Annotated in this window: 14 protein-coding genes and 8 pseudogenes; 7 read left to right on the forward strand and 15 right to left on the reverse strand. The window is 58.6% G+C overall.

Annotated features, from left to right (window positions below; translation table 11 throughout):
- Positions 1-9: 9 nt before the first annotated feature.
- The gene (locus WGT02_RS33495; RefSeq protein ID WP_225039569.1) at positions 10-294 is read left to right on the forward strand and encodes a LexA family transcriptional regulator; all 285 of its coding nucleotides are present in this window, start codon (positions 10-12) and stop codon (positions 292-294) included.
- A 126-nt stretch (positions 295-420) separates the two neighbouring features.
- Positions 421-1615 (forward strand): annotated as a pseudogene (locus tag WGT02_RS33500) (IS91 family transposase).
- A gap of 331 nt (positions 1616-1946) precedes the next feature.
- Here WGT02_RS33500 and WGT02_RS33505 read toward each other — a convergent pair.
- The 7 genes and pseudogenes from WGT02_RS33505 to WGT02_RS33535 form a co-directional block, all read right to left on the reverse strand.
- Positions 1947-2663, reverse strand: a pseudogene (locus WGT02_RS33505) (OB-fold nucleic acid binding domain-containing protein); the annotation flags it as partial.
- Position 2664: 1 nt separating this feature from the next.
- A pseudogene (locus WGT02_RS33510) lies at positions 2665-2898 on the reverse strand (nuclear transport factor 2 family protein); the annotation flags it as partial.
- Positions 2899-3812: 914 nt separating this feature from the next.
- Positions 3813-4108: pseudogene (locus WGT02_RS33515) on the reverse strand (DNA adenine methylase); the annotation flags it as partial.
- A gap of 107 nt (positions 4109-4215) precedes the next feature.
- Complete coding sequence (locus WGT02_RS33520) at positions 4216-6171, reverse strand: MacB family efflux pump subunit (RefSeq protein WP_208246294.1); 1956 nt, start codon at positions 6169-6171, stop codon at positions 4216-4218.
- A 1-nt stretch (position 6172) separates the two neighbouring features.
- A complete protein-coding gene (locus WGT02_RS33525; protein WP_225040349.1) occupies positions 6173-7321 on the reverse strand; it encodes an efflux RND transporter periplasmic adaptor subunit in 1149 nt (382 codons plus the stop codon).
- Positions 7322-7368: 47 nt separating this feature from the next.
- A complete protein-coding gene (locus WGT02_RS33530) occupies positions 7369-8748 on the reverse strand; it encodes an efflux transporter outer membrane subunit (protein ID WP_375679720.1) in 1380 nt (459 codons plus the stop codon).
- 113 nt (positions 8749-8861) lie between these two features.
- Positions 8862-9026, reverse strand: coding sequence for a hypothetical protein (locus WGT02_RS33535; protein WP_208246297.1), 165 nt, complete (start codon positions 9024-9026; stop codon positions 8862-8864).
- Between the two features lie 1434 nt (positions 9027-10460).
- Here WGT02_RS33535 and WGT02_RS33540 point away from each other — a divergent pair.
- Positions 10461-10649: a hypothetical protein gene (locus WGT02_RS33540; RefSeq protein ID WP_024319135.1), complete on the forward strand. Its 189-nt coding sequence runs from the start codon at positions 10461-10463 to the stop codon at positions 10647-10649.
- Between the two features lie 324 nt (positions 10650-10973).
- Here the strand turns inward: WGT02_RS33540 and WGT02_RS33545 are convergent.
- From WGT02_RS33545 to WGT02_RS33555, 3 genes and pseudogenes are all read right to left on the reverse strand, one after another.
- Positions 10974-11193 (reverse strand): annotated as a pseudogene (locus tag WGT02_RS33545) (coproporphyrinogen III oxidase); the annotation flags it as partial.
- Between the two features lie 173 nt (positions 11194-11366).
- Positions 11367-11879, reverse strand: coding sequence for a GNAT family N-acetyltransferase (locus tag WGT02_RS33550; protein ID WP_208246299.1), 513 nt, complete (start codon positions 11877-11879; stop codon positions 11367-11369).
- Between the two features lie 3 nt (positions 11880-11882).
- A complete protein-coding gene (locus tag WGT02_RS33555) occupies positions 11883-12188 on the reverse strand; it encodes a DUF1778 domain-containing protein (RefSeq protein WP_176703669.1) in 306 nt (101 codons plus the stop codon).
- Positions 12189-12728: 540 nt separating this feature from the next.
- Between WGT02_RS33555 and WGT02_RS33560 the strand changes: the two genes are divergently transcribed.
- Positions 12729-14063, forward strand: a complete 1335-nt coding sequence (locus tag WGT02_RS33560) for an ISNCY family transposase (protein ID WP_208246301.1) — start codon at positions 12729-12731, stop codon at positions 14061-14063.
- Between the two features lie 336 nt (positions 14064-14399).
- Positions 14400-15734, forward strand: a complete 1335-nt coding sequence (locus WGT02_RS33565) for an ISNCY family transposase (protein WP_208246032.1) — start codon at positions 14400-14402, stop codon at positions 15732-15734.
- Between the two features lie 201 nt (positions 15735-15935).
- Here the strand turns inward: WGT02_RS33565 and WGT02_RS33570 are convergent.
- The 4 genes and pseudogenes from WGT02_RS33570 to WGT02_RS33585 all read right to left on the reverse strand — a co-directional run.
- A pseudogene (locus WGT02_RS33570) lies at positions 15936-16125 on the reverse strand (DUF2274 domain-containing protein).
- Positions 16094-16267, reverse strand: coding sequence for a hypothetical protein (locus tag WGT02_RS33575; RefSeq protein ID WP_208246303.1), 174 nt, complete (start codon positions 16265-16267; stop codon positions 16094-16096). Before WGT02_RS33575 ends, WGT02_RS33570 begins: the two are co-directional and overlap by 32 nt.
- Positions 16268-16277: 10 nt before the next feature.
- A pseudogene (locus tag WGT02_RS33580) lies at positions 16278-17409 on the reverse strand (ABC transporter substrate-binding protein).
- Between the two features lie 121 nt (positions 17410-17530).
- A pseudogene (locus WGT02_RS33585) lies at positions 17531-17901 on the reverse strand (IS5 family transposase); the annotation flags it as partial.
- Between the two features lie 130 nt (positions 17902-18031).
- On the opposite strand from WGT02_RS33585, the gene WGT02_RS33590 reads away from it, so the two are divergent.
- Positions 18032-19414, forward strand: a complete 1383-nt coding sequence (locus tag WGT02_RS33590; protein WP_208245700.1) for a transposase — start codon at positions 18032-18034, stop codon at positions 19412-19414.
- A 97-nt stretch (positions 19415-19511) separates the two neighbouring features.
- On the forward strand, positions 19512-20345 hold the full coding sequence (locus WGT02_RS33595; RefSeq protein WP_037070297.1) for an IS5 family transposase: 834 nt from the start codon (positions 19512-19514) through the stop codon (positions 20343-20345).
- Between the two features lie 254 nt (positions 20346-20599).
- Here the strand turns inward: WGT02_RS33595 and WGT02_RS33600 are convergent, their stop codons facing one another.
- On the reverse strand, positions 20600-21817 hold the full coding sequence (locus tag WGT02_RS33600; RefSeq protein WP_208246305.1) for a cytochrome P450: 1218 nt from the start codon (positions 21815-21817) through the stop codon (positions 20600-20602).
- Positions 21818-21822 lie beyond the last annotated feature (5 nt).

Raw genomic sequence — 21822 nt, forward strand, 5'->3', positions numbered from 1 at the left:
GAGACGCAGATGAATCCGAAAATGAGTCCCTCACTTGACCCGCAAGCCGCAACGGCAAGACATGGCCTTACGCAAGTCCAAGGCCAGTACCTGGCCTTCATCTACGCCTACAGCCGCATCTTCAAACAGCCTCCGGCCGAAGCCGACATGCGTCGCCACTTCGCCGTTACGGCTCCGTCTGTTCACCAGATGGTGCTGACCCTCGAGAAGGCAGGATTTATATCCCGCGTGCCAGGCGCAGCACGCAGCATCCAACTTCTCATCCCACCAGAAGACTTGCCCATTCTACGATAACCCAACCCGTCATAATCTCTGTGGCGCGGTACTAGGGCTGCGCAACCTCGAGCCCCTTCGAGCTATTGCCGCGTCCAGCTCCCACCCCGCCGCCGCCCGCCAAACCTGAGTATTTCTGAGCTCCCGATGGTCCGTTCGGGGCCGGAAGTGGCGGATATATTCCGTCGCTACGGGGAGGCCTATCGTGCCCGGCACACATCGCTGTCCACTGCTCAGCGCCGTGTCATGACGGCGATCGAGTTGTGCCGGACCGCTGCGCTCGGGGGGCACGTCGAAGCGTGCGACCAATGCGGCCACCGGCGCATCGCCTTCAACAGCTGCCGCGACAGGCATCGTCCCCGCTGCCAATCGCTGGCCCGAGCGCAATGGCTGGAGGATCGGCGCGCCGAGCTTCTCGACACACAGTACTTCCACGTCGTCTTCACGCTGCCGCAGGCCATTGCCGCCATCGCGTACCAGAACAAGGCGCTCGTCTACGGCTTGCTGTTCCGCGCCACCGCCGAGACGCTGCGCACCATCGCCGCCGACCCCAAGCATCTCGGCGCCGAGATCGGTTTCTTCGCCGTGCTGCACAGCTGGGGGCAAAATTTGTTGCACCACCCCCATCTGCACTGCGTCGTCCCGGGTGGCGGGTCTCGCCGGACGGCACGCGATGGATCGCCTGCAAACCCGGTTTCTTCCTGCCGGTCCGGGTGCTCTCACGCCTGTTCCGGCGTTTGTTCCTCGAGCACCTGCAGAAAGCCTTCGACGCCGGCAAGCTGCAGTTCTTCTCCGACTTGCGAGCCTTGAGCGAGCGCAACGCCTTCCGGCACTATCTGGCGCCCGTTCGAAGGGCCGAGTGGGTCGTCTTTGCCAAGCCGCCCTTCGCCGGGCCCGAACAGGTGCTCGATTACGTCGGCCGCTACACGCACCGCGTCGCCATCTCCAACAACCGCCTCGTCGATATCGAGGATGGCGCGGTGCGTTTCGCTGGAAGGATTATCGGCACGGCGATCGGCAAAAGGTCATGAGCGTGTCGGCCGACGAGTTCATCCGCCGCTTTCTGCTGCACGTCCTGCCCGAGGGCTTCCATCGCATCCGCTATTACGGTTTTCTCGGCAATCGCTACCGCGAACAAAAGCTTGCCCATTGCCGCGACCTGCTCGGCATGCCGGTTCCCGAGCCATCAGAGAGCCAACCTTCAAAGGACTACCGCGACCGTTACGAGGAACTCATCCGGTGTTCCCTCAGGCAATGCCCGGCCTGTCGTCAAGGACAGATGATCATCATCGAAATCTTCGACGGCGTCCGCGGACCACCGCCATATAGGGATACGTCATGAAAGAAGCGCACCGCTTTCATTGTCGCCGTCGCACCAATCCGCCGGAAACCGGTCGGTCCCGAGAAGGTGCGTGCCGTCGCGCCCACCAGCCCATCCCGGCAGGAAACAGCATCAGTTGTCACGTTTATCGAGACCGGAACCGCGCCGCTTTCATCACCCGCGCTGCGGCCACCCCAGCATCCACACCACTACGCGATGCCTTTCCTAGAGACGGGCACCATTCAATACCCATAGATACCACTCGCGCCCGCGGCTCAGTCCAACACGTTTTTAGCTTACCGTCGCTGTCAGACTCGGCGCGTTCCGCAATGTCGAATACCGCGACGCCAAGCTAAAAACGCTCTGCATTATGCCGAACTCGGCATAATGGGACAAAAATATCCCTCGGCTGGACCGCCGGCGCTCGATCCCGCGAATCCGGACTTCCCGGCGAGCCATGGGCGAACTCGTCGCCGCGGCCCGTCGGCAGTTTGAACTCTCCATCACGATCCGCCAAGGCGGATAGATCGCCCGACAGATCGAAGAGCTGCTGGGCGATGAGGTGCACGACCACCCCTTCCCGCTGGATTCGGCCGTTGATGGCCATCATGCTCGATCCGAGTACAACGCGCCGGCGCCGCTCGAAAAGCTTCGGCCAGACGACGACGTTCGCCGGACCGGTCTCATCTTCGATCGTCAGGAACATGACGCCTTTTGCCGATCCGGGCATTTGACGGACGAGAACGAGGCCTGCGGTCATCAACCAACGGCCATCGCGGGCCGACATCGCCTCTCCGCAGGTGACGATGCTTCGAGCGGCAAGGTTCTTGCGCAAGAACGCGATTGGGTGGTCGCGCAGGGTCAGACCGGTATGGCTGTAGTCCTGGATGACGTTGTGCCCATCTGTCATCTGCCGGAGCTTGACGTCGGGCTCCTGCTGCTCAGCGATCGTCTTCATCTCGCGCTCGGCCGCAGCAGCAAAGAGCCGCAGTGGCTCATCGCGCAGAGGTTTGATTGCCCACAACGCGTCTCGTCGCTGAAGTTCGAGCGATGGCAGGAAAGCATCGGCCTATCTGATGGACATTGCGCGGCGCGGTCTTGAAGATTCCAAGTGCAAGTCGAATGAAGCCCTCGGCCGGTCCGGAATAGGCACCATGATTGTCATGCGCATCCGGCCAGTACGCGCTCCGCAGCGCCTCCTCATCCGCCCGGTCGATCCCGCGGCAATACCGATAGAGGCAGTCTCGGATCGCCTCGCGGTCGAGTAGTTCGGTCGTGCTTGCTTTGTCCAATGGCTCATTCATTTGCGGGTTCTGAGGTTGGAAGCGGCGTTTTCATGCCTTCACGTGCGCAGCCAGGGTTTCGGATCTTTTTGGCGCAGGCGAAAAACCTAAGACGCCGGGAGAACCCCAGGCCTGATGGCTAAACTCGGCGGAATGCGGGGCACGGTGCCCCCCTTTTTCGCTTCGTGCCCGACCACAAGGAGGATCGTCATTACACAGGCCATCAGCGCTGATATGAATAGTATGCCGTAAATCACCTGTCCGTCCCTTCTGCCCGAAGATGACCAGATTGGTTCACCGCCTGGAGTTTCTCAGTCTGCACGAAAGCCATGTCGACGCGCTTGCGCATCTGGCCTGACTGCCGTACCGCGTCGCCGCAATCAGTGCTTGTAGAAGCGAAATGTTTGCTAATATGCTGGCCGGGACTGTAGCAATCGTATTCGGCGACTGTTCGTTACCGATCCTGATGGTGGTTTCGATGAAAGGCTTGCAAGTCCTGACATTTCTTTTCCTCGGTCCGTGCATTCGCCGACTAGTTTACTCGCTCCAGCGATCGCTCCCGCCTAAATCCCAGTCGGGCAGCGTTCCGAGCGCCTATTGAGGAGATTCAAGTCTCATGCCAGTTCGGCTGAGAGCGCTGAAAAAGATTTGGCCTTTTCTTTTCAGCTACCTAGCCTTAGTTGAAAACAAAAGGTGGACCAAAGAGGCTGTGTTGTGGATGCGACAAAGCCGACGAAATTGTCGATGCCCTTATCGGCTGCGCTTGCGAGTGTGGTCAGTTACCTGATCCTAGAATGATAGCCGCGATAGCGCGGCGTTTTTTTGGCTTCGAAACGCGTGGCAACCTTGCGGAATTGCTTGTGGCTCGAGAAGCGGCATTCGATCAGATGGCGCTGGCATAGAGATGCTTGTGAAGCGAGCTCCTTTGCGCGCTGATTGAAACGCGCACGGCCGGTCGCATCGACGCCGAAGTTCTGCCCGCGACCTTCCCGCCGAACGCGAGCATCTGCAGATAGATGAAGCGAGCGGCGCGTTTGAGGTCGGTCAGAGTGGCGGGATCGCTGCTTTTGAGGCGCTCGAATTCTCGGCGGCTGGTGATCTGGGATTTGAGGGTATCCATGAACTGCGGATAGTGCCGCCGTAGGATCCGAAATAGTTCACCTCGTCGCCGTTGCGCTCGTTGATTTTCACCGCGCGGCACTCTGGTCCGCCTGAACACGCCCCACAGCAGCGGAGAGGACTATCATGAAGCGAGGCCCGGAGATCGTGATCACGACGAGCGCCTGAAGACATGTACCAGAGCGATCACCATCCCGGTCATCTACCCGGAACCGCCCCCTAATCACGTGCCAGCGCCACAACAGGATCGAGTTTAGAGGCGTTGCGGGCGGGGATAAAGCCGAACCCAATTCCGATCAGGCTCGAACACACCAGCGCCAGGACAATGGAAGCCGACGAGTAGATAAGGGGAAACTCGGTGCTGAATTGCGCGAACAGCATCCCGAACACGGCGGCGATCAAAACGCCGAGTAAGCCACCTAGCAGGCAGACCAGAACGGCTTCGATAAGGAATTGCTGCAGGATATCGCTCCGGCGTGCGCCGATGGCCATGCGCACGCCAATTTCGTTGGTTCTTTCCGAGACAGCGACGAGCATGATATTCATAACGCCGATACCGCCGACGAACAGAGATATGCCGGCAATGCAGGCGATCAGCAGAGCAAAGGTTTCCGTCGTCGCTTGAATGGTATTCTGCCAGCTGTCGATATTGAAGATAACGAAGTCTTGCTCGCCATGACGTTTTGTTAGAAACGTCGTTACCATCTTCTCCGCTTCGGCGGCGTCCATCGTATCGTTGACACGCGCCATGATGGATTGCAGTGAGCGCGAACCTGTCATCCGCGTTTGCACGGTCGTATATGGCAGGAGCACTTCCAGATTTTTTGCTTCTCCCATTTCCTTAACGACGCCGATGATGCGCACGGGCATATCTTTCAGAAGCACGATCTTGCCAATAACCGAACCGTATTCGTGCGGGAAAAGGGTCGTCTTCGCATTCGCATCAATAACAGCATCCTGCGCCAGATCGTCGACGCTCCTCTTGTCGAAGAAACGCCCCTCCAGCAGTTTGCTGTTGCGCGTGACAAAATGCTGATAACCGACCCCGCTCACCATTACGCTGACTTCCTTGTCGCCAACCCGTACCGTCGATGTGGATGAACTCATAGGCGTAGCTGCTACCACATAGGGCAGCTTGGCGAGTTCGTTCGCATCGCCCACCGTCAGCGTGGTGATCTGTTCGGCCTTCAGGTCACCGAAACTGCGGCCGGGACTGATATAGAGTGAGTTGGTACCAAGATCGCTGATCTGATCGAGAATCCGTTTCTGCGAACCCTGGCCGAGTGCTACCACGCAGACCACCGATCCCGTCCCGATAATGATACCCAGCATGGTGAGGAATGTCCGCATACGATGCGCATTCAAGGATCGCAACGCCATCGCAAAGGCCTCATTGAAGCGATCTCGCATTCCGTTGAACAATTTAGGCTTTTCTGGCTTTCTATCTATCGGGAGATCATTGCTTGCGCGCGCACCTGCGGCAGCGTCGTTCCGCGTATCAGCGATAATTTCACCATCTCTGATCTCTATAATCCGCTGCGCGCGCGCCGCCACATAGCGGTCATGGGTAACGATGATGATCGTCCGGCCATCGCGGTTCAGTTGCTGAAGTATCCCGAGGACCTCTTCCCCGCTATGGCTGTCCAGTGCGCCGGTCGGTTCGTCGGCAAGTATGACATCGGCGTCATTGATCAGCGCGCGGGCAATGGAAACACGCTGCTGCTGACCGCCTGAAAGCTGGTTTGGTCGATGATGCGTGCGCTCTCCCATCCCAAGGCGCTGCAGAATTGCTTCGGCCTTTTCGCGCCGCTCGTCGCGGCTTCGTCCGGCATAGATCGCCGGGATTTCGACGTTGCCGACTGCGTCGAGTTCGTTCAGCAGATGATAGCGCTGGAAAATGAAGCCGAAATGTTCACGCCGCAGTTCCGCCAGTTCATCGGCCTCAAGTTCCGAGGTCGGACGTCCCGAGATCTGATATTCTCCCTCGGAAGGCCGGTCGAGACATCCGAGAATGTTCATCAGCGTAGACTTGCCCGACCCGGAAGCGCCGATAATGGCCACCATCTCTCCGCGATGAACGGTGAGGTCGATATGATGCAGGACTGTGGTCACGTCGTCACCCGAGGGATACCGTCGGGTGACGCTTTTGAGCGATATCAGGGCCGCTTCGCTCATGTCACGTTCCGGCAGAGGTTGGAACGGGTGTTTGATTGTCGGTGACAACTTTGTCGCCTTCCTTCAAGCCCAAACGAATTTCCACATTGATCTTGTCTGTGATGCCAGTCTCAACGGTTCGCTCTTCGATAGTGCCGCTACTCGTAACAACGCGAAAGGTCGCCTTGTTTGGGTCATCCGACATCCGCTGTGCCGACACAGGAGCCAGAAGCACATTCCTAGCCTGGGCAAGCAGAATGTGAATTTCAGTCGTCATATAGGTTCTGAGCAGCCCGTCCGGGTTAGGCACGCTGAATATGCCCTTGTAGTAAATAGCCGAAGCCGTCTCCCCGTTCGATGAAGATGCGCTGCTGCTGCTGCTCGAACTGAAGCTCTTATCGTTGACGATGGAGCCCGGCGCGGGCTCGATCTTTTCCAGCTTCGCTTCGTAACGCTTTGAATTCTGATCGGAAATGGTGAAATAAAGCGGCAGGCCTTCGTGCACCTGCGTAATGTCAGCTTCGGAGATAGCCGCCTCGACGGTCATCATGTCCACCTGACCCAGAATTGCGATCGTCGGCGCGCTTTGTTCCGCATTGACGGTCTGGCCTTCCTGGACCACCGTGGCGAGAATGGTCCCATCGATGGGAGCGGTGATACGCGTATAGCCGAGGTCGGTCTCGGCAATTTGCACATCGATTTTGGAAGCAGCGATGACCGCTTCGCTGTTGGCAAGCTGCGCTTCCTTCGCCTTCAGCGTGGCGACAGCCTTGTCATACTCGGATCTGGCGACAGCGTTCTTATCAGTCATCATTTGATAGCGGGCAAGGTCCTGCCGCGCTAGTTCCAGATCCGCGATATTCTGATCGCGAGTAGCCTGATTTTGCAGCAAGGTCGCCTGGGCTTTGTTAAGCTTATTCTGCTGGTTGGTCGAGTCGATGAGCGCAATGACATCACCAGCCTTAACCTGGTGTCCTGGCTTCACATTGAGTGACAGGATGCGGCCTGTCGCCTGCGCGCCGATGGCGACGAGGCTTTTCGGTCTCAAGGTTCCGGTAGCAAGAACCGAGCTTTCTATGTCGCCACGCCGCATGGTCGTCGTGCCCGGAAGCGGCGCTCCCTTCGTCCAGTGACGGACTGCGACAGAGGCCATGATCAGCAATGCCGCCACAACCGCGAACCAAAGACGCCAGCGGAAACGTCGTTTCGATCTGGGTTTCATAGCGGCCTCTGTTCTGATGCCGGCGAGGCCGGTATGGTTGGCCTGACGAAATGCGGTCCTGTGTAACCGTCAATGACTTCCGGTTCGCTGACATCGTCGCGGCCATTCCAGCCGCCTCCAAGCGCTTTGTGCAAGGCGACGTAATTGGTCACAAGATCCGTTCTGGCCTCAGCAAGGCTGGTCTCCGCGTCAAAGAGGTCACGCTGCGCGGTCAGCACGTCGATAAAGCTCTTCTTGCCAGCTTTGTATTGACTCAGCGTTAGTTCGTTGATTTTCCAGCTGTTGCTCATGATCTTCCGCAGCTGCGCCACACGCAGACGGTTCTGGTTGAGCGATACGCTTGTGTCTTCAACTTCGCTCAGCGCCGTCAATACTGCCTTGCGATAGGCGATGAATGACTGGTCGCGTGTGGCCCTGGCCACATCGACAGCGGCATTCAGCTTGCCGCCTTGAAAAATCGGTACGCTGAGACTTGGACCGAAACTCCACCCGATCGTTGATCGCAGAGCCAGATCGCCGAAGTCTGTGCCGTCCGCATTGATATTACCACTCAACGAAATGCTGGGATAAAGAGCGGCTTGCTTCTGTCCGACGCCTGCTGTCGAACTCGCGTATTCACGTTCGGCCGCACGAATATCTGGCCTATTCGCTAGTACGCCGGCGGGCAATCCGACGGAGATCCTGCGCGGCACGGAAGGAATGGGGCGGGTTTTGTCGAGCATAGCCGAAAGAGCGGACGAGGAACGGCCAGTCAAAACAGAAAGGGTGTTGAGATATTTCGCATAGGTGATGCGCTGGCTGGGTATCCGAGCTTCCGTGGATGCGGCTTGCGTTTCTGCCCTGAGCAGATCGACCTGCGATACGTGACCAGCTTCCAGTTGAGCGCGTGTTAGCTCGACGGTCTGGCGTTGCGATGCCGCGCTGCGCTTCGCTATTGCGATGTTCGCCTGCACACCACGCAATTGCGCATAATTCGTCGCAATATCGCCTATAAATGTGACGAGTGCCCCGCGAAGCTGCTCACTGGCCGCTTCCATACTGTAGTAAGCAGCCTCCGCGCCTCGACGATTGGCGCCGAACAGATCGAGTTCCCACTGAGCCTTGAAGACGAGGTTCGACCCGCTCGACGTATCGGAGCGCGTATAGCTCCCACTACCGTCGAGCGATGGATAAAAGATGCCGCCTGCGGACGCATAATTGGCCCTGGCTTTCCGCACCCTCGCCTTTGCGGTTGCAACATTGGGACTTATTGCAATGCCATCTGCGATCAACTGATTGAGTACAGGATCGTCGAGATTCTTCCACCAATCGCCGATACGCGGTGTTGCGGCGCTGACCTTGCTGTTCCATTTGGACGGCGTCAACACTACAGGCATTTGATAGTCGGGACCAACGGCTACACACGCTGGCATCAAGGGCAGAATGGCCGTGAGTACTGCCAGGCGAACAAGCGGCGTCGTCAAATAATCGGTCCTGAAATATCGGTGCACTACTGAAGACTTTGCAACGGAACCAATTCCCGCCGCATGACTTTGACGACCGCCGGACAGCAGGAGTCCTGCGCCGGGAAGTCAAGGTTGTATTCTCTATCCAGCCGCTCGAGCGGTTGCGGGAGTCCAAAGCGTTTGGCAATGTCTACCAGCCAGCCGGTCATTCCGGCTCTCCGCCAGCAAGAAGCGCGAGCGGCATTTTCATGGAACTACCTCTCGCCAGCCGCAAGCAACGCGCCCCGCCAACGAAGCCTGTTGGGCGACCCCGATTTCCGTGAGATGCGCTTTGCTCCACTGGATTGGATCGGTAGACCCGAGAACTTCAGACATCCATTCCTCTCTAACGTGGTTGACTATCCATATGCTCGTAGCTTGCTCTTTTCACTTTTCCGATCTAGGTCATTCCATCCGACGAAATACTCGCCGACTATAAGGTCAATGCCTCGGCGACGTTGGTCACGCGCCTATGACGACACTAGCCACTTGGTGACTTTCCACCGCATTCCACAGGCAAATGCTGTGCCATCCACCGGCAAGGTCCAACCCCGACAGCTCCGGGACATGGTATTGGCTAACAATAGCCGGCTAATGCCGCGGGCGAGTTGGGTGAGGTTGTGGGCGGTGCAAATCAGCGCCAATTCGGCGCCTTCTTGACGCTGCCCACCAGGACTGCTTCTTACCTGTTCGATCTTCCGAACAGCGGCTCGACTTGCTTTCTGCAGCGCCGTGTCAAGTCAATCGGACGAACGGAGGAAATATAAAGCTTATTTGGATCTCTGATGCCCGAACGGATCAAGCGCGTTTGCAACGGGACATACCGAGACTTGGGGAACTTGGTCATGCGCACCGTTGCACAGCGGGCTTCAATATCGCGGCATCGCGGTCGATCGCCTCGAAATGCGCGGTCCGGGCGCGGCGATCGATCCGATCTGCGACTCGGACCAGGCCGATCGCAGTTCACCCGGCGGTTGGAGTGCACGGGCCGCGGCCGCCCATTAGGTCGAGGGTCTTGGGCATAGATATGGGCGTCAGCCCTCCGCCGTGACTTGCCGAATATCGGCATTGTCGCAATCTTTTGCCGGATCCAGACGCATAATGTAAGCCGAAAAAGGCTTTACGACTGCGAGCCAGTGCGCTGCGCGCTTGCTGGCTTGAAGGAGCTTGGCCACACTATTACCGCTCACTTGTCGAGCCTAATCGAACTGCCGGCGACGCGACTGCCCCGGCGCTCCAATCGCGACTTCACCCACGACGAAGCGCCGCGGCCGAGGCGACGACGGATGTCACGCGAGGATGGTGTCGTGTTCATAACAAAATGTCAGAGATCGGACATAGAGGCTGGCGGCTCACCACGTTGTAATTGAGACCTATTTTCTTTGGCACGTTAAGTGCTATCCGACAAAATGTTGCGGTACGGAATACAAGAAGGTAAGCGTCATGCGGTTTCGCGCGCCAACGATCCACCCGGCCGTGACGTGAATTCACACAGGGGCAGGCACTAGCCAAGCCGGCTATCCCGATGCTCATCGGACCAGCCGCGGAGAACTGAAATCATTCGCGCATTCAAATTTCGGGAAAGCATTCTCTCGGTCAACCGCATGCCCAAATCCTACTGGACGATCGAAAAGGCCAAAGGTGAAAACTCAAAACCCACGAGCCTTAATGCCAAGGCGGTCACCGGAAGCAATCTTGCTGACGACGAGTTCGTCTCCGTGTGTCTTCCCAACGAGCTTGCCGCCGGTACCACGGTGCCGCCGAGCTATGGATTGATATATTCCCACCGCTAAGACGTCGAGCGATTACGGGACGCCGGCGCCTTTCTTCGAGGTCGTCGCTGCTGCTGCTTTGTGCTCACCGGCAGCAAACTCAACGATATCGGACAGAGGGGCAGCCGGCGCGCAGTCGGCGAAGCGCGCATTGGGGCTTCATGGCCAAAACGCTCACCAAGACGATTGAGGTCGACGGCGAAACACACATCAGCCGCTCTATCAGAGCCTCCCGAAATCGATCCTGCCGGTCAAGCAATACCTCTTCACGGTGGCCAGGATGCCCGAAGCAATCCGTTGCGCATAGGCTCCGGGGACGGCTTCATTTTCGACACACTTGCATAGCCGTAGGGGTCGCAACCGGACGGCAGTCTGCGCGGTATCGATACAGGATACGACAGCCTGATACGGCAAGCCATAGATCAGGTCGAAGTTGATGCTGCCGATGCCGGCCTTTTCGCAATTGCTGGACGGCGGTCTCCGTCTGCTCGAAAGTCTGGTTGCGGTTGATGACCGTCTGGACCACCGGATCGAAACTCTAGACGCCGAGGCTTGCGCGACAGACACGTCGTGACGAGACTCGGTCGTGGGCTCTACCAGCTTCGCGGGTGACAGATCACGCACTTAGGCACCCGTTGGCACAGCGCCGCCAGGTCTTGGCCGCCTCAAGAAGTCTGATGTTTTCCTTCGCCGCCCCACGACCTTTCCAGAATGCCATCCTTCCTCGCGCTTTCTTTCTTATTTGAAGAGCAGTTCGATATCCACCATCGGCCGAAACAGCTTCATCGGCTGGTCGGGAAACGGCAAAAAGCTTTCGCGCTCGTAGAATCGGCGCGCAATGTCATCCTTGGCGTCAACGATCACAGCGAAGGAGGCGATCTCGCTTTTGACCGCCCGAAAAAGGGCGTCCGCAAGCAGAAACCGGCCAAACCCCTTGCCTTGATGGTGCCGATCGACCGCGAGGCGGCCGAGAAGGGTTGCCGGAACGAGCGGATAGCGCGGAAGTTTCCTAACTATCTTTTCCGGCAGGTCCCCGAGATTCACTGCCATCGATGAAAGGGTGTAGTAGCCAGCCACCGTCCCATCCGCCAGAACCAGCACGAAGGGAGCCGCCATGTTCTTGCGCGCGTCCTGACCTGCCTGAACGCGGAAATACCGATCGAGCGGCTCTACGCCGCTGTCGAATGCGGACCTGTCGTGCTGCGAGCCGAGAATTTCTACCCGCAGTGTTTCTTCGACGTCGTTCCCCACCCGTCAGACGCCAGTCGCCTGGCGATAGCGGCGCACGGTGTCGTGCAGACGGGCGTTTACCGGTTGCGGATTGAGCAACGCCTCGATGAAGGTCTTGCTGTCACGGACCGACAGGTCCAGACGTTGATGCTCCTCGATCGCCCGGTGGGCGGCCTCCTGGACGCTGAACAATACGAAATCGGTCACCGTCCGGCCCTGAAGGGCCGCTGCGCGCTCAATAAGATTTTTCTGGTCGGCCGTAACGCGCGTCTCTAGACGCTCGCCACGGACCCGGCCGCGCAGCGGGTTTGTAGTTTGGGCCATCATCATTCTCCTTGGCTTTTATGTACGGCCAATGGCCGGAAAAGTCAATGACTGCCGTCGCCCGTTAGAGGAAAGTCTTCCCCAACGCTCGGGCCTTGTCTCAGCTGATCCCTCCTACTGGAAGCGCGCAACACGGAGAGTAACGGTTCGTCTTGGTTGTGAAAGAGAGGCTGCCGGAACCCGTCGTCGACGATTGATCCCATAAGCATACACGTTCTGGAAACCAGCAGCGACCCCAACGGCGGCCACAAAGTAAATGTCAGCCGCGGCGATTGGATCAGCAGCGTGTCCTCGGTGCGGTTCTCGCTGCCGGTCGACGAACGCTACCTGTCGCATTCGAGCTGGGGCCGCGGGGTGGAAAGTCAGCTGATCGATGTCAAGGCGAAACGCACTGATCCGCATAGCTAGTGCCCATCCACAAACGGTAAACCGCTGAAATTATTGTATGAATCGCGATATTGCCGCGGGCAAAGCCCGGCGGTTTCAGGTATACTTTAGATCAAGCGACTGATTCTAAAGACAAACCCGTAACCGCCGGAGCCGACAATGCGCCAAGAACGCACCGTCCAATCCAGTATATTCGATCTTTTTGCCGGGCACGAGATCGGCCGTGAATTGAAAGCCATGTCTCAGTGGCTGGATGAGCATGGCGAGGTGCTGAGCCAAGTGACAGAGGACCTGCGCCGACAAGGGGTCAAGGAAACCGGCCGCGAGGGGCTGCCGGCCGAGGCTGTGCTGCGCTGCGCGCTGCTCAAGCAGCATCGCCAGCTGAGTTATCAGGAACTGGCCTTCCATCTCGAAGACTCCGCCTCGTTCCGCGCCTTTGCCCGGCTGCCGTGGGGATGGAGCCCGAAGAAATCGGTCTTGCACAAGACGATCAGCGCGATCCGGGCGCAAACCTTTGAAGAGATCAACCGGGTGCTGCTGGCGAGCGCCAAGCGGGAGAAGCTGGAAAATGGCAAGGTCGTGCGTGTGGACAGCACCGTCACCGCGGCACTGATCCATGAGCCGAGCGACAGCAGCCTGTTATGGGACGCCGTGCGGGTGATGGTGCGACTGTTGCAGCAGGCCAAGGCACTGGGTAGCGCCATTCCATGGCACGACCACCGCCGCGCGGCAAAGAAGCGGGCTCGGGCGATCGAATATTCCCGCGGCCGCCCGAAACGGATCAAGCACTACCGCACACTGCTCAAGATCACGCGGACCACCTTGAGTTATCTGCAGCAGGCGAGCGAACAGTTGCCCCAGACGGCGGGCCCGGCCGGCGAACTGTGGCAGGCCCAGCTCCGCCACTACCGGCCACTGATCGCACGGATCCTCGCCCAGACCGAACGGCGGGTCCTGGCCGGGCAGCCGGTCCCGGCCGGCGAGAAGCTGGTGAGCCTGTTCGAGCCGCATGCCGACATCATCGTCAAGGGCAGCCGCGACGTCGACTACGGCCACAAACTCAATCTGACGACCGGCAGAAGCGGACTGGTCCTCGACCTCGTCGTCGAAACCGGCAACCCGGCCGACAGCGAGCGCTTGCTGCCGATGCTGGAACGCCACATCGCCTTTTATGGCCAGGCGCCGCGTCAGTCGGCAGCCGACGGCGGCTATGCCAGCCGCGAAAATCTGAGCGGAGCCAAAGCCTGCGGCGTCCGCGACATGGCCTTCCACAAGAAGTCCGGCCTCCGCATCGAAGACATGGTCACAAGCCGCTGGGTCTATCGCAGGCTGCGCAACTTCCGCGCCGGCATCGAGGCCGGCATCTCTTGTCTGAAACGCGCTTATGGCTTGGGGCGCTGCACCTGGCGCGGGCTCGACCACTTTAAGGCTTATGTCTGGTCCTCGGTGGTCGCTTACAATCTCGCCCTCTTCGCCCGCCTCAGGCCGACCTGACACCCCTCATCCGGCAGCGTTCAGAGCACACCCGGCGAGCGGTGGCCGATACCTCATGACCCCATTGCCGCCAGATCGCTCTTCGGGCCATAACCTGCGAGGTCTTGTGCCATCACGCGTCCCAAGAAACGATGTCAGCCGGCAAACAACCTTTCAAAACCGCAGAAAAACAGCCGTTTATGGACGGGCACTAGCTAGTGCCCGTCCATAAACGGTAAACTGCTGAAATTATTGTAGGAATCGCGATATCTCCGCGGGCAAAGCCCGGCGGTTTCAGGTATACTTTAGATCAAGCGACTGATTCTAAAGACAAACCCGTAACCGCCGGAGCCGACAATGCGCCAAGAACGCACCGTCCAATCCAGTATATTCGATCTTTTTGCCGGGCACGAGATCGGCCGTGAATTGAAGGCGATGTCGCAATGGCTGGATGAGCATCGCGATCTGCTCGGGCTGGTGACGCGGGACCTGCGCCGGCATGGTCTCAAGGAGACCGGTCGCGAGGGGCTGCCGGCCGAGGCTGTGCTGCGCTGCGCGCTGCTCAAGCAGCATCGCCAGCTGAGTTATCAGGAACTGGCCTTCCATCTCGAAGACTCCGCCTCGTTCCGGGCCTTTGCCCGGCTGCCGTGGGGATGGAACCCGAAGAAGTCGGTCTTGCACAAGACGATCAGCGCGATCCGGGCGCAAACCTTTGAAGAGATCAACCGGGTGCTGCTGGCGAGCGCCAAGCGGGAGAAGCTGGAAAATGGCAAGGTCGTGCGTGTGGACAGCACCGTCACCGCGGCACTGATCCATGAGCCGAGCGACAGCAGCCTGTTATGGGACGCCGTGCGGGTGATGGTGCGACTGTTGCAGCAGGCCGAGGCACTGGGTAGCGCCATTCCATGGCACGACCATCGCCGCGCGGCAAAGAAGCGGGCTCGGGCGATCGAATATACCCGCGGCCGTCCCAAACGGGTGAAGCACTACCGCGCACTGCTCAAGATCACGCGCACGACCTTGAGTTATCTGCAGCAGGCGAGCGAACAGTTGCCCCAGACGGCGGGCCCGGCCGGCGAACTGTGGCAGGCCCAGCTCCGCCACTACCGGCCACTGATCGCACGGATCCTCGCCCAGACCGAACGGCGGGTCCTGGCCGGGCAGCCGGTCCCGGCCGGCGAGAAGCTGGTGAGCCTGTTCGAGCCGCATGCCGACATCATCGTCAAGGGCAGCCGCGACGTCGACTACGGCCACAAACTCAATCTGACGACCGGCAGAAGCGGACTGGTCCTCGACCTCGTCGTCGAAACCGGCAACCCGGCCGACAGCGAGCGCTTGCTGCCGATGCTGGAACGCCACATCGCCTTTTATGGCCAGGCGCCGCGTCAGTCGGCAGCCGACGGCGGCTATGCCAGCCGCGCCAATCTGCGCGGAGCCAAAGCCTGCGGCGTCCGCGACATGGCCTTCCACAAGAAGTCCGGCCTCCGCATCGAAGACATGGTCACAAGCCGCTGGGTCTATCGCAGGCTGCGCAACTTCCGCGCCGGCATCGAGGCCGGCATCTCTTGTCTGAAACGCGCTTATGGCTTGGGGCGCTGCACCTGGCGCGGGCTCGACCACTTTAAGGCTTATGTCTGGTCCTCGGTGGTCGCTTACAATCTCGCCCTCTTCGCCCGCCTCAGGCCGACCTGACACCCCTCATCCGGCAGCGTTCAGAGCACACCCGGCGAGCGGTGGCCGATACCTCATGACCCCATTGCCACCAGATCGCGCTTCGCGCCATAACCTGCAGGGTTCTGTGCCATCACCCGTCCCAACAAACATCCTTCAGTGGACAAGCAACCTTGAAAACCCCAGAAAAACAGGCGTTTATGGACGGGCACTAGCTAGAATTTAGATCGAGATGCGGTGTGCCTTCGCGAACCCCCGATCCGAGGCAATGAAGCGCTCCAGCACAGCCGCGATCAGGCGAACCAGCACCTCGGCATAGGCGGTGAGATCGCGATGGAGCTGCGCGGGCAATTCCATCGACACCTTCACCGGTCTTGTCGTCAGCGATCGGACCAATCTTCAACTTTGTCAGAATCAGCTTGTATACTTAACTCGGCGGGGATTCCCGCATGGACGGCCTTCAGCAACGCATGCGTGGCACCAGCAGGAAGGACAGCGCTCAGCGTCTCGATGTCGTCATCGGGAAGCGAAGCGGGTTTTGCATGACGTGTCATTGATCAACCTTCATTGCTGTTCGTCGAACGGTGGGTAGCCGTCGTTGTCTTCCCTCGTCGATGTTCTCGGCCGCGGCCGTCAGCGCCGTCTTGACGTCGCCGCCATTGAAGATCTCGTCGACTGCCTGCATGAAGGTGGAGGTGATCATCGGATAGGCCGGATGCGGCGGCCTGGCGATCGCCGTCTTTGACACCTGCTGGGAGGCCGTGGTGATGGCCCAGATCCAAGTGCCGTTCGGACTTGCGCCCTTCGGTCCGAATTTGGGCAGCGGCATGACGACAATGTCATCCTTCATCGAGGCGGCGGCTTCCGCGTAGACCCAATGGCCGCCGAGCGCGAGAGCAGCCGGATGTCCTTCGGCGTAGAACTGGTTGGTACCGGAGGATTGCGGCACGACCCAGCCGTTCTTGACCCAAGTCTGCATCAACCTCAGCGCATCGACGCAAGGTTCGCTGTCGAGCGTTCCCACGAATTTCCAGGTCTTCCGGTCGATCAGGTCGCAGCCTGGCGATTGTAGGATCGGGCTATAGGCATAAGTGATCCATTCGGTCTTGATGCCGTAGCCGCGAAACGTGTCGATCGGCCATTTGACGTCTTCGAGGTTCGAAAGCTTTTCGAGGTAGCCTTCGAACTCCTCTCGCGTCCATGCGTCATCGACGGATTTGGGAATCCGGGCGCCAATCGCTTCGAGATACTTTTTGTTGCCGTAAAGGACGACCGAGGAGTCCGTCAGGCCGAGCGCATAGAGCTCCTCGTCGACGGGATAGGTGCCCTGGGCGATGTTGGAGTCTGTCATGTCGTCGAGGACACCCGGATCGATCAAAGGTTTGATTTTCTGCAGGTAGCCGGACCAGACGTAGTTTGCGAGAAACGGCGCGTCGAGCTCCATGATGTCAGGCATCTGCTTGGACATGACGGCGGCGCTGAACTTCTCGTTATAGGCGTCGTGCGGCGCGTAGATCAGTTCGACATCCACGTCCGGATTAGCCTCTTCGAAGCGTTTGGCCACCGCGCCACAGGCCGAAACCGTATCGGGATCGCCCTGATGCATGACCTGGATGACGGTCTTTGATTCGGCCGGACTTATGGCGAATCCCAGCGCCGCGGATGCTACGAGCATAGAAAGTAAACGATTACTCATTTGTTTCACTCCTCCTCAACGGGTTTCACTTCCAATTGCATTTATACGGATGATCGCTCCACCAACTGGAACGGCGGCTTTCGCACCTCACCGGGTGCCATCGGCAACGACCCCGAAAAGCGCCATCCAGCCTATCAAGGGCTTGATCTTCAGCCCCTTGTTTGTGCCGGTGGCGTGCCGATTGACATGGATGATGGTGGAATCAACGATTAGGAATTCGAAGTCTGGATCGTCCGTTAACGCGTCGAACATGCGCCACCAGATGCCCTTCTCGCTCCAGCGGCTGAAACAGCGGTAGACGCTGTTCCACTCGCCGAACACTTCCGGCAGGTCACGCCAGGGCGAGCCGGTACGCACAATCCAAAGCACTGCTTCTACAAACATGCGATTGTCGCGGCCCGACGAACCGCGCGTGCGCTCATCGCCAATTATGTGGGGTGATATCCGCTCCCACTGTTCGTCCCGAAGAATCAGACGATCCAAAATACGCATGATTATCTCTAAGCTCGACTTTGTACAAAATCGGTGGTGATTTCGGGGGCATCTGAGCAGCCCTGGGTGAATCAATTCGCCGCAGGGTCCCGGCCTTGCGCCATTCGTTTGATCGGATTCGAACGAATGGATGAGCGAACAACATGATTGTAGCCGTGAGCCGGGAGACGCGGTCCCCCACATCCTTCGCAAATGGCTGTCGCCGTTTCGTTTCTGGTTTACCGCGCCAAGCTGGGAGCATCTGCTGGTCCTGGTGATGGGTGCGCTCCTTTCGCCTGGCAAGCGAACGGTGACGGCCTGCCTGCGCATCACCGGACGCGCGGAGGTAAGTAATTTTGCCGCCTATCATCAGCTCCTCAACCGAGCCCGCTGGAACCCTCGCACGTTGGCGGCCCGTCTGCTGTCCGTCATTGTTGCCCGGCTCGTGCCCGAGGGCCCTGTCGTGATTGGCATGGATGATACAATCGAACGGCGTTGGGGCCAACGCATCGCCGCGCGTGGAATTTATCGTGACCCGGTGCGCTCCAGCCATGGCCACTTTGTCAAGGCCAGCGGCTTGAGATGGTTGAGCTTCATTGTTCTTTCACCTGTCCCATGGGCAAAATGTATTAAAGCCCTGCCGGTGCTGACGATCCTGTGTCCCTCTGAGCGCCATGATCAGAAGAAGGGCCGAAAGCACAAGCTGCTGACTGATTGGGCAAGGCAAGGCGTCTTGCAGCTTTGCCGCTGGCTGCCGGGCCGCGAAATCATCTTTGTCGGCGATAGCAGCTTTGCCGTTCATACACTGGCTGCGGCTCTTCCCGACACGGCCACTCTCATCACGCGGTTGCGTCTGGATGCCAGTCTCTTTGCTCCACCAGATCAACGGCACGAACATACGCTCGGGCGACCGGCGCAAAAAGGCAGGCCATTGCCGAAACTGAAAACGCTCCTCAAAGACGCAAAGACCGAGTGGCAGCGCATCGTCGCATCGTCCTGGTACGGCAAGCAAACCGACAAAACCCTTGATGTCACATCAGGAACCGGCCTCTGGTATCGGCGTGGAACGCCCCCAAGACCAATTCGCTGGGTTCTCGTTCGCGATCCATCAGGCCGTCGTGAACCCCAGGCGTTCATGAGCACCAACGTCAACCTTGAGCCCGCTCAGATCATTGCCTATTTCGTTCGGCGCTGGCAGATCGAGGTCACCTTCGCCGAAACGCGAGCGCATCTTGGCGTGGAAACCCAACGGCAGTGGAACGACAAAGCCATCATGCGCACGACCCCGTCGCTGCTGGCGCTCTACAGCCTCGTCACACTCTGGGCATGCGATCTGCTCGGTCATGGCGTCATTCCCTATGCCGCCGCCTGGTACAAGAAAACAGAGTTCACCTTCTCCGATGCCATCGGTGCGGTTCGCATGATCCTGTGGGATCAGGATATTTATCGACAGTACCCGCCAGACCCGGACATTCCTGAAACTCAACCAAGCCGCCTCAAGCGGATGACACAAGCACTTTGCTTCGCTGCATAATGTACAAAGTCGAGCTAAGAGGCTGCCTCAAAAAGAAGTGGGTGATTTCAACAGGTTGTGATTCCTTCGGATTTGCGAAGATTCGATGGAGTTCACGATGGCCTGGACCGAAACCACCCGTCGGCAATATGCCCGGCGAGCAGCACGCTATGCAAGCGATATGACGGATAGAGAATGGCGAATTGTCGAGCCGCTCCTACCTGCGCCCCGTCGACTTGGGCGACCGCGAACAACGGTGCTGCGTGAGGTCATGAATGCGCTTTTGTATATCGCCTCGACCGGCTGCCAATGGCGGATGCTGCCAAAGGACTTTCCGCCGTGCTCGACGGTTCAGCGATACTTCTATGCGTGGCGGGGTATTGGGCTTTGGGCCCGCATCAACCACCATCTAGTGATGGCGGCGCGCGAACTGGAAGGCAAAGAGGCCAGTCCTACGGCAGGCGTGATCGACAGCCAAAGCGTCAAAACCACCGAAAGCGGCGGCATTCGAGGTTACGACGCCGGCAAAAAGATCAAGGGCCGCAAGCGCCATATCGTCGTCGACACACTCGGCCTGCTGGTTGGCCTCATGGTTCACAGCGCCGATATCCAGGACCGCGATGGCGCTCCCGATTTACTGAAATCCATTTGTCACAGATGGCCATGGTTGCTGCATGTTTTCGCCGACGGTGGCTATGCGGGCGACAAATTGAAACGGAAGCTGAAGAAGGTCGGTCGCTTCACGGTCGAAATCATCAAGCGCAGCGACAAGACCAAAGGCTTCGAAGTGCTACCACGCCGTTGGGTCGTCGAGCGAACATTTGCATGGCTTGGAAGGTGCCGGAGATTGGCGAAGGACGTCGAAAAATCCATCGCTTCAGCCGAGGCATGGATCATGATCGCCCATATCCGCCTCATCACTAGACGTCTCGCAAGGTATTGTTACCATTGAACTCTTTTCGAGTCCGACTCTAAACATCATGAATTTGATTTGATCAGCCTTGGGAAGCCAAGAGTCCACTAGCGCTCCCCGGACCGTAGACGAATCTTCTTGCACGCCACATGCCATGGCATGCTGTAGGAAGAATGCCCACTGATTGGGGGATCATTGCGCTAAGAGCCTCTGTCATCCGTTCACTCCCGTTTAAAGCCCACAGTGTGGTGCGGCCGAGAGCACCTTGTTTTTCGCCACGCCAGCGAGGCTGGTCAGGACCAGGTCAGAATTAAATTTTGAACTCCGAATACATGACCCCCATGGGTAATCGGCGCCGTACCTTCCTTGATCCGAAAGGTGGGGATCCGCGCCAGCCATTCATGGACCCCTATAGCAATCTCCCGCCGGGCAAGGTTTGCCCCTAGGCAAAGATGAGGACCATAGCCAAACGCTATGTGGTGGTTGCCCTGTCGTGCCAGGTCGATCCTGTCAGGGCACTCAAATTCGGCGGGGTCGCGGTTAGCAATCATCGTGGCGCAGGAAACGAAGTCTCCCTTACGGATCGTTACTCCTTCAAAGTCGGCATCTTTCGTAGCCACACGAATAATCTGAACGGTTGAATAGGCGCGCAACAATTCTTCAACCGCGAGGGGGATCCGGTCCGGCTCTCTCCGTAGCAATTCCTGATCCTCTGGATTGCTTGCGAGATAGGCCAGGTCAAAGCCTAATGCGGCAGCGACCGTGTCGAGTCCCGCAATCAAGAAAAGTACGCCGATGCCGCGCACTTCCTCGTTTGTCAGGGAGCGACCCTCGACCTGCGCCCGCACAACGAACGTCATGAAATCAGCAGCTGGTTGCTTCCGACGCATCGCTGCAACTTCATCAATAAAATTCACGATCGATTTGGCCGCTTCCGTTCGATTAACACCATTGCCGTGGAGCAAGTCGCTTACCCAGCGAATGAGAACGTCGGATCGGCTGTTCGAGAACCCCAAAAGGCCGAGGTAAACGTCAACTGTGAATGGGATGGCGAAATCCTTCATGACGTCACAGCTGGTCCTCATTCGGGCGATCAGGTTGATCAGCGCACTCGCTTGCTTACGGACATTCCGCTCCAATGCCATCACTCGCCTAGGGGTGAACAGCGGATCTAGGAGTGCACGAAAGATACCATGGTCGGGTGGCTGGAGCTCGAGCGGGATCATTGGCCAGTCTTCGCCGAGTGCGGAGGAGAAGATGCTGCGATGGCTGGAAAAGGTTTCGATATCCTCTAGCACCTTGCGCTGGTCGCGCGCGCGAGTGATTACCCAGGTACCCCGTCCATCCCGCGTGTTATAGGGGGAATAGAAAATGTGGGGCTCTCCATGGACGCGAGCAACAGCTGCGTGCGGGTCTCCATTCGCTGTTGGTGCCATGCCGGGCGATGTGAACAGACTGAAGTCCCTCACCAACGCGGACGGAACATGATCTGGAATGTAATCTCGCTGCACTCTAT

This window comes from Rhizobium sp. T1470, from assembly GCF_042140505.1.
GTDB classification, from domain to species: Bacteria; Pseudomonadota; Alphaproteobacteria; order Rhizobiales; family Rhizobiaceae; genus Rhizobium; species Rhizobium favelukesii.